Annotated in this window: 7 protein-coding genes; 3 read left to right on the top strand and 4 right to left on the bottom strand. The window is 36.9% G+C overall.

The features are described from left to right. Positions 1 to 311 precede the first annotated feature (311 nt). Positions 312 to 1,010 carry an N-acetylmuramoyl-L-alanine amidase family protein gene (locus tag FOT98_RS26680; protein WP_000475617.1) on the top strand — a complete coding sequence of 233 codons (699 nt, stop codon included), beginning with the start codon at positions 312 to 314 and terminating at the stop codon, positions 1,008 to 1,010. Between the two features lie 413 nt (positions 1,011 to 1,423). Here FOT98_RS26680 and FOT98_RS26685 read toward each other — a convergent pair whose 3' ends face one another. Next, on the bottom strand, positions 1,424 to 1,951 hold the full coding sequence (locus FOT98_RS26685; RefSeq protein ID WP_000957214.1) for a histidine phosphatase family protein: 528 nt from the start codon (positions 1,949 to 1,951) through the stop codon (positions 1,424 to 1,426). A gap of 25 nt (positions 1,952 to 1,976) precedes the next feature. Next, positions 1,977 to 2,150 carry an HIT family protein gene (locus FOT98_RS26690; protein ID WP_014315595.1) on the bottom strand — a complete coding sequence of 58 codons (174 nt, stop codon included), beginning with the start codon at positions 2,148 to 2,150 and terminating at the stop codon, positions 1,977 to 1,979. Between the two features lie 114 nt (positions 2,151 to 2,264). Between FOT98_RS26690 and istA the strand changes: the two genes are divergently transcribed. Continuing rightward, positions 2,265 to 3,518, top strand: a complete 1,254-nt coding sequence (gene istA, locus FOT98_RS26695) for an IS21-like element ISBce16 family transposase (RefSeq protein ID WP_000588560.1) — start codon at positions 2,265 to 2,267, stop codon at positions 3,516 to 3,518. Beyond that, positions 3,515 to 4,273: an IS21-like element ISBce16 family helper ATPase IstB gene (gene istB, locus FOT98_RS26700; RefSeq protein WP_000993737.1), complete on the top strand. Its 759-nt coding sequence runs from the start codon at positions 3,515 to 3,517 to the stop codon at positions 4,271 to 4,273. Before istA ends, istB begins: the two co-directional genes overlap by 4 nt. A gap of 26 nt (positions 4,274 to 4,299) precedes the next feature. Here the strand turns inward: istB and FOT98_RS33515 are convergent, their stop codons facing one another. Together FOT98_RS33515 and FOT98_RS26710 are read right to left on the bottom strand one after the other, a co-directional pair. Then, positions 4,300 to 4,485, bottom strand: a complete 186-nt coding sequence (locus tag FOT98_RS33515) for an HIT family protein (protein ID WP_078214948.1) — start codon at positions 4,483 to 4,485, stop codon at positions 4,300 to 4,302. A gap of 85 nt (positions 4,486 to 4,570) precedes the next feature. Next, on the bottom strand, positions 4,571 to 4,654 hold an 84-nt coding region (locus FOT98_RS26710), incomplete at its 5' end, for a helix-turn-helix domain-containing protein (RefSeq protein ID WP_086709486.1).

Raw genomic sequence — 4,654 nt, forward strand, 5'->3', positions numbered from 1 at the left:
AATCCTGTAGTAATGATACAGTATATGCACAGAGAATCACTTAGGTGTTTTGTTAAGAAAGAAGCATCAATAATCAATCAGCCTACTGTCTAGATGAAAAGAGTTTGCCTGACCCACGAAAAATATGGAACATTAATTCCTGCTGCTCATACATATGGTCTCGCATTTGGAAAATTTCTTAGCTTTAAAATAAATCATCTGATTCAATGAAATGTAATGCCTATCATCACCTATTTTTATATGTACCTCAGACGAATTCCTATACCTCCGTTACTCTTCGATCATATTGTATTTGTACGAGGTGGTGTAAAATGTTTAAATTATATTTAGATCCTGGTCACGGGGGAGTGGACCCAGGAGCTATTGGCAATGGGATGCAGGAAAAAGAAATTACCTTAAATATTTCCCATAGCATCCGGAATCTCTTGGAAAACCATTATGAAGGCCTGCAAATTAAAATGAGTAGAACAGCAGATATTACGCGCAGCTTGAAAGAACGTACAGATGATGCGAATGCTTGGGGTGCAGATTATTTTCTATCCATCCACGTTAATGCATTTAACGGTTCAGCTCATGGGTATGAAGATTATATTCATAACAGTTTGTCTGATTCATCGAGAACAGCGTTAATTCGGGACATTATGCATGAAGAAATTGTCAAAGTAAATAACTTGCATAACCGTGGTAAAAAAAAGGCCGATTTCCATGTACTGCGAGAAACCAGAATGCCCGCTTTATTAACGGAGAACGGATTTATTGATCATGCAAGCGATGCCCAAAAATTAAGAGACCCGAATTGGCGGCAAGCGGTTGCCCAAGGGCATGTTAATGGGTTAGCACGCGCGTTTAATTTGAAGAGAAAATCGACTAATCTGAAAAGCAATATGGCTATTAAACGTGTAATTGTTGACGGTGTGCAAGTAGGTGCTTACGCAGAAGAAGAAAATGTGTTGAGAACTGTAAAACGCAACCTGAGAACAGCACAAAGGATTATTATTGAAAATGTGTAGTTTCGTTGGGAAAACGGTTGCTTGACTGCGAGCACCTTAAAGTTTTATCAAAATGGATAACTAGGCTGGATGAACAAAATATACGCTAAGCCTTTGATGTGACGGGCTTAGCATTTTTTTCTTGCTCTAAGTTAGTCCGGCCGATATAAGCCAGGACTAGCTTAATATCAGATGAATAGAACGAAGTTGTTGAGGGAATTATAGGGGTACAGCCAACATTTCGGAAGTTTTGTACGCTAAGCGAATTTTAACTAAAAAAAGTCGAATTCCTGTACGCTAAGGAACCGACTTTTTTTAACTGACTTGTTCAACTAAACAAGCTACCGTTTGAAATAGAACTTTATACTTCACTATTAATAAGGATTTCACAAGTTAAATTAAGTTAGAATCTTTCCATATTCTTATACAATTAACTAAGGTTTTTTTTGGAAAGAAAGTTTATATATATCTGGCATAGCAAGCTTCTTCCAGAATTCAAAATCGTATTGTTCATCAAAATAATTCATCATTAGTACCATAATATTTCCATGTGTTCCTACAACAACATTTTTGCCTTCATATTTATCTAAAGCCATTTCAATGCCTTTAATTCCTCTTTGTTGGGCACTCTTGTTTGACTCTCCACCTTCCCAAGAAAAATCAGGGTTGTCCCAAACCTTTCTAATTGCTTGCTCAAAATCATTAACATCTTCCTTCGTTAGCTTTCTTTCTTTAAATTCATCTACAATTTGAATCTCCCTGCCCAGTGTTAATGCTATTCCTTCAACCGTTTGTATAGCCCTTAAATATGGACTTGAGATAACATGATCAATGTTTTCTTCTCTTAGTAACTCTTTGACTTTGTAAGCATCTTTTAGTCCTTTTTCTGATAAGGGTCTTTTTAATTCCTCTGGTGTGTAAGTAGAATGGGCATGTCTAACCAAATACAAATTTGTTAGCATTGGAACCTCCTAATAATATGTATAATTATTTATAAATCCTTTTTTGTGGAATCACTCCTCTAACACCACCTGTGGGGTCATTAATATCGTTAAAGTATCTTGGTATTAAGTGTATGTGACAATGAAAAATCGTTTGACCTGCTGTCTCCCCACAATTCACTCCAATGTTGTAACCTTCCGGTTTATACCTTGAATCCAATAATGATTTACTTCTCTGAAAACAACGGTGGTAAAATCCCTAATAACAACGGTGTGAAATTCCCCAATAATAACGGATAATTATCTCAAAAACAACTTGGAGTGTAGAGAGATAATGATCAAGGATGGGGAATTTTTTATGATTAAAGAGTATCACTCAAAAGGTTGGACTCAGATTGCTATAGCAGAATTAACAGGCTTTGATCCAAAAACAATACGAAAATACTTAAATCAAAATGAGTTACCAAAGAAAAAAAAACAACCTCACGGTAAATTGAAAACAAGCCTTTTAGATCCATATAAAGACTATTTATTAAGACGGTTAAAGGAAGGTACCACTAACTGCGAAGTGCTTCTTGAGGAAATTCAATCTATGGGTTATCCAGGAAAGATGACTATTTTAAGAGATTTCATCAGACCTTATCGCCAGAAACCAAAGAAACAATCGAGTATCCGTTTTGAAACACCTCCTGGAAAGCAAGCACAGATGGACTGGGCAGAGATTGGAGAACATGAGGTTGATGGGAAGAAACAAAAGCTTTATGTATTTATCATCGTTTTAGGTTACTCCCGTATGAAATACATGGAAATTACAAATACGATGAATATGGAGCAGCTAATGAAATGCCACATGAATGCATTTGCCTATTTTAACGGCGTTCCTGAACACATACTCTATGACAATATGAAAACGGTAGTCACCTTACATAGTCCAACACAAATACGTTTTAATCGAAAGTTCGAAGAATTCCTAGCTTACTATGGAGTTGTTCCGAAAGCGTGTAAACCAGCAAGACCACAAACCAAAGGGAAAGTAGAAAGTGCGGTTGGTTACCTTAAGAAGAATTTTCTGCAAAGAAAACAAAAGAATACACTTCATGAGATGAATGAGATGTTAAGTGGATGGCTGGACAAAGTGGCCAATAAAAAACCGAATCAAACGACGCTTGAGCCACCTCTACAGCGTTTTGAAGAGGAACAAAAACACTTATTACATTGGAATACGAGACCCTTATTCCCAATAAGTAAATGGAAGGTTACTTACGTAACGGAAAGCAGCATGATTTCTTATAATGATCGAAACTATTCGGTTCCTTATCGTTATAAAGGGATGGAAGTAAAGGTGAAGGAAACTCTTGATCATCATTTAGAGATCTATTTTGATCTAGAGTGCATCGCTACTCATCCGATTATTTCTGGGATCAATAAATCATTAACGGATATCAACCACATAAAGAACATAAAAAAAGAGCCAGATGTGACACAAAACGGTTTGGCGACCCGTCACATTCAGCCCTCTAATCATGAAGTGGAACAACGTTCACTTCACGTGTATGAAGAACAATTAAAAGCTGGTGATCACAAATGAACGCACAACTTATAACTGAACGTCTTAAGAAAGTTGGCTTGGTTTACATAGCCAATCAATTAGATGGCATCCTAGAAGATGCCTCTAAACATAATGTAACATATTCTGAATTTCTAAACACCCTTCTTCAACATGAAATTGAACACAAAGAAGGTGCAGCACTAGAAACTAGAATAAAGAAATCAAAGCTACCGTTTCACAAGACTATCGAAGACTTTGACTTCTCATTTCAACCAAGTGTTAGCGAACGGCGTGTAAAAGAAGTAATAACTGGTCGTTATATTGAGAATGGAGAAAATATCTTATTATTAGGACCGCCAGGTGTTGGTAAAACCCACTTGGCGATAGGTTTCGCTATCGAAGCACTTCGTCAAGGATACACAGCTTACTACACCCGGGCCGATGATTTCATTACTTCCTGCCGCAAGGCAGAACAAAGGGGAACCACTTCTCGCCTGGTCCGATCGTTAAGTAGGTGCGATGTACTCATAATTGATGAAATGGGATACTTTCCGTTTGATGAGTTAAGTGCAGATTTATTCTTTCGTATCATTTCAAAACGTTATGAAAAAGGGTCAATTATTTTAACCTCTAACAAATCGTATATTGAGTGGGGGAAAATATTTGGCGATGACGTCCTAGCAACAGCGGTTTTGGATAGATTGTTGCATTACTCCACAACTTTCAATATCAAAGGACAATCATTTAGACTTCGTGAAAAGCAAAAAGCCGGCATACAACCGGCCGTTAATTAGTAATAGGGAATTTTGGACCGCTGAAATTAGGGAAAATAGAACCGCTGTTGACATCTCAATACTAATTTATCTATTGAAAGTTTTTCTTCAATAGTTAAACCAAAATAATCCTCACAGTGTCTCTTCGGTACTATTAACATATGACCTTTATTTACTGGGAATTTATCATAAAAACATTTAGCTTTATCATTTTCAAATACAACACTTTCAATATGGCCTAGTCACAGGGTTGCTGCTCTAGTCCGTCAGATGATTTACATAAAATGTAATTTCTGCAACCGACTTACTGAGGCAACCCTATAGCGCCTTGTCTAAATACCTATACAGCGTGGTCTTACTGATACCAGTCGCCACTGTAATTTGCTTAATTGTATAGTCTTT

Origin of the sequence: Bacillus sp. HY001 (assembly GCF_007558965.1) — a bacterium.
GTDB lineage: Bacteria > Bacillota > Bacilli > Bacillales > Bacillaceae_G > Bacillus_A > Bacillus_A mobilis.